Origin of the sequence: Pseudofulvimonas gallinarii, assembly GCF_004343305.1 — a bacterium.
In the GTDB taxonomy this organism is placed as follows: domain Bacteria; phylum Pseudomonadota; class Gammaproteobacteria; order Xanthomonadales; family UBA2363; genus Pseudofulvimonas; species Pseudofulvimonas gallinarii.
Genome location: NZ_SMAF01000054.1, coordinates 1 through 2,582 on the forward strand (window position 1 = coordinate 1; position 2,582 = coordinate 2,582).

2 protein-coding genes and 1 rRNA gene are annotated in these 2,582 nt (G+C 60.3%); all 3 read right to left on the reverse strand.

All coding sequences use genetic code 11. The annotated features are described in order from the left end of the window. Positions 1 to 86: 86 nt before the first annotated feature. Positions 87 to 986 (reverse strand): tRNA dihydrouridine(20/20a) synthase DusA, encoded by a 900-nt coding sequence (gene dusA / locus EDC25_RS14575; RefSeq protein ID WP_123523067.1) that lies wholly within the window; start codon positions 984 to 986, stop codon positions 87 to 89. Between the two features lie 95 nt (positions 987 to 1,081). After that, complete coding sequence (locus EDC25_RS14580; protein WP_132577804.1) at positions 1,082 to 1,861, reverse strand: PEP-CTERM sorting domain-containing protein; 780 nt, start codon at positions 1,859 to 1,861, stop codon at positions 1,082 to 1,084. A 400-nt stretch (positions 1,862 to 2,261) separates the two neighbouring features. Further along, positions 2,262 to 2,376: ribosomal RNA gene (rrf, locus tag EDC25_RS14585) — 5S ribosomal RNA — on the reverse strand. Between the last annotated feature and the right edge of the window lie 206 nt (positions 2,377 to 2,582).

Here is a 2,582-nt window from a genome sequence, read left to right on the forward strand (position 1 = left end):
TCACAGACGTCCGATCCGTGCCCAAAACGGGGCTTGCGCGACCGCCGCCTACCCAGCAGACTGCCCGAAAAGGGCGTTTGAACTTCCTATACGCGCAACACCCTGCGAAACGTGCGTGCGCCGGGCAGGCCATGGACGATTCCGGACCAATGCCTGGCCATGTTGGCAAGACGTGCACCCGAACCCAGACGCGACTCGACATGGCCTCGCAAACCCCGAATCACCGCCAGGCGATCAGGCAACGGGGTTGCATGAAGACACTGTTCCAACTCGGCCAACAGCCAGGGCGTGTGATAGGCCGCCCGTCCGATCATCACACCATCGACCCGACCCAGGGCATCGAGCACCTGTCGGGAACTGGTCAGGCCGCCATTGAGCACAATCGACAGCGCCGGGTGCTCACGCTTGAGGCGATAGACACGCTCATGGTCCAGCGGTGGCACTTCGCGATTCTCTTTCGGGCTCAAACCCTTCAGCCAAGCCTTCCGCGCATGCACGATGAACACGCTACAGCCGGCGTCGGCAACCGCCGTGACGAAGCGCTCCAGCGCCTCGTAGTCATCCTGGTCATCGACGCCGATCCTGCACTTGACCGTCACCGGAACTGCGGTGGGCACGGTGCTGCGCATCGCCGCCACGCAATCGCCAACCCGTTGCGGCTCGCGCATCAGGCAGGCGCCGAACGCACCTTCCTGTACCCGCTCGCTCGGACAGCCGCAATTGAGGTTGATCTCATCGTAACCATGCTCGACGCCGATCCGAGCCGCCTGCGCCAACAAAGCCGGATCGCTGCCGCCCAATTGCAGGGCCAAGGGGTGCTCTTCCTGCGAATAGCCCAGCAAACGCTGCCGATCGCCACGCACGACGGCATGGCCATGCAGCATTTCCGTATACAAAAGAGCATGCGGGGCGAGGCGCCGATGCAGAATCCGGCAATCCCGATCGGTCCAATCCATCATCGGCGCGACCGAAAGCGTCCTTTCCATACCGTCACATTCTTGGTACGTTCGGCCGGAACACAACGATAAAGCTCGGGGCAATGTTCCCCGGGCCTTCCACATGCCTCGGCAAGTTGCCTCGATCAGCGGCGAGCCACCACCCAACCAAGCAACATCACGCCGAGGGTCATCAGAATCAGGGCAAGCGGGCCAACAACCGGAACGGGAGCTGCCGGTGGAAGTACCGGACCACCCGGATTGCCCGGCACATCAGAACCCAGCGTGATGTTGTCGAAACCGATCTGATTGGCCGTTCCACCAAAGTCAACCGAGCGTGCGACACCGCTGAACGTGACGCCAAACGGGACCCAGTTGTCGAATGTATATGGTGTGGATCCGGTCGGCGGCGTAACCGGCAGATTCAACTCGGCCAGAACCGTACCGGTGGCACCCGGCCCATCATAGACACGGACGACTCCGGGATTACTCGCCGCCGAATAAAAGAACGAAAAGCCGGTATCGAACCCGCCATCCACATCCACGACAGCCGAGCCGGTAAGGAAAAACAAAATTGTATCGCCGGAAGGGTTGTTGGTGAAGTTACCGGTACCACCAGCCTCCTCCGAAATGATCGACAGCGAACTGCTGCCGAAGACGACGCCATAGTTCGGACCAGGACCGGAGCCGTTGCCACCGAGGCCACCGTTGTAGAAGTTCTCCACCGGTTCCTGGTTCCCCAGACCTTCGAAATCCAACACGGCATCACCGCCGCTCCCGGCAGGCACAGCCGGCACGCTTCGCACCACGTCTTCCCGTGCGTCAAGACAGCAAAGGCCTCCGTTCGAAGCGACGGCTGATGCTGGTGACAGGCCAGCGCCGAGGAGCACGCTCGTGGCCGCAAACAGAACACTTCTCAATTGCATCGGAATTCTCCCGAAAATTTGCGCGGACATTGATTTTGACGGTGAGACAGCATGCTCTTTCTCGATGAGTCATCGAAATACGGATTTACCCTGGTGTTTCAAACAGCCAGTCCTGAACCGCCATGTGCCGCCCTGAGAAAGGTCGAACGTACTTCCGGATGCCGTCGCCATAAAAGCCTGACTCGCTCTGACAGGCCAGCGCAGGGTGTGAGGCGGCCACTGTAGCCACATGAACCCCGCCCGACTGAGGATAGCAGCGCCCCGATGACAGAGCAAACCTGACAGACCACACATCAGCGCGGCCGCCAGCATCATGTCCGCGCTTCCACTATGCGTTGGCCAGGCACGCCCCCAAAGGTCAAACCCCCAGCGTTTTGCTGGGGGTTTGAGGTGATGAAGCTCCTGGCGAGGACCTACTCTCACATGGCTTAAGCCACACTACCATTGGCGCGGGTGCGTTTCACTTCCGAGTTCGGGAAGGGATCGGGTGGTTCCACACCGCTATGGTCGCCAGGAATAAGGGGGTGGATGTAGCGAGCGCTGCCGGGTTTGTGGTCCCGGCGAGGGAAGCTGAAGAGAGACAGTGACATTGAGGGTCAAGGGATAGGATCAAGCCTCACGGCGCATTACTCATAAGTCAGTAAATTAGGGAACCAATGTCCGCCAGTGCTGTCCAACCCGACATGAAGAGAGACGGACGCAAGGTATCGCGAGCGGCGCT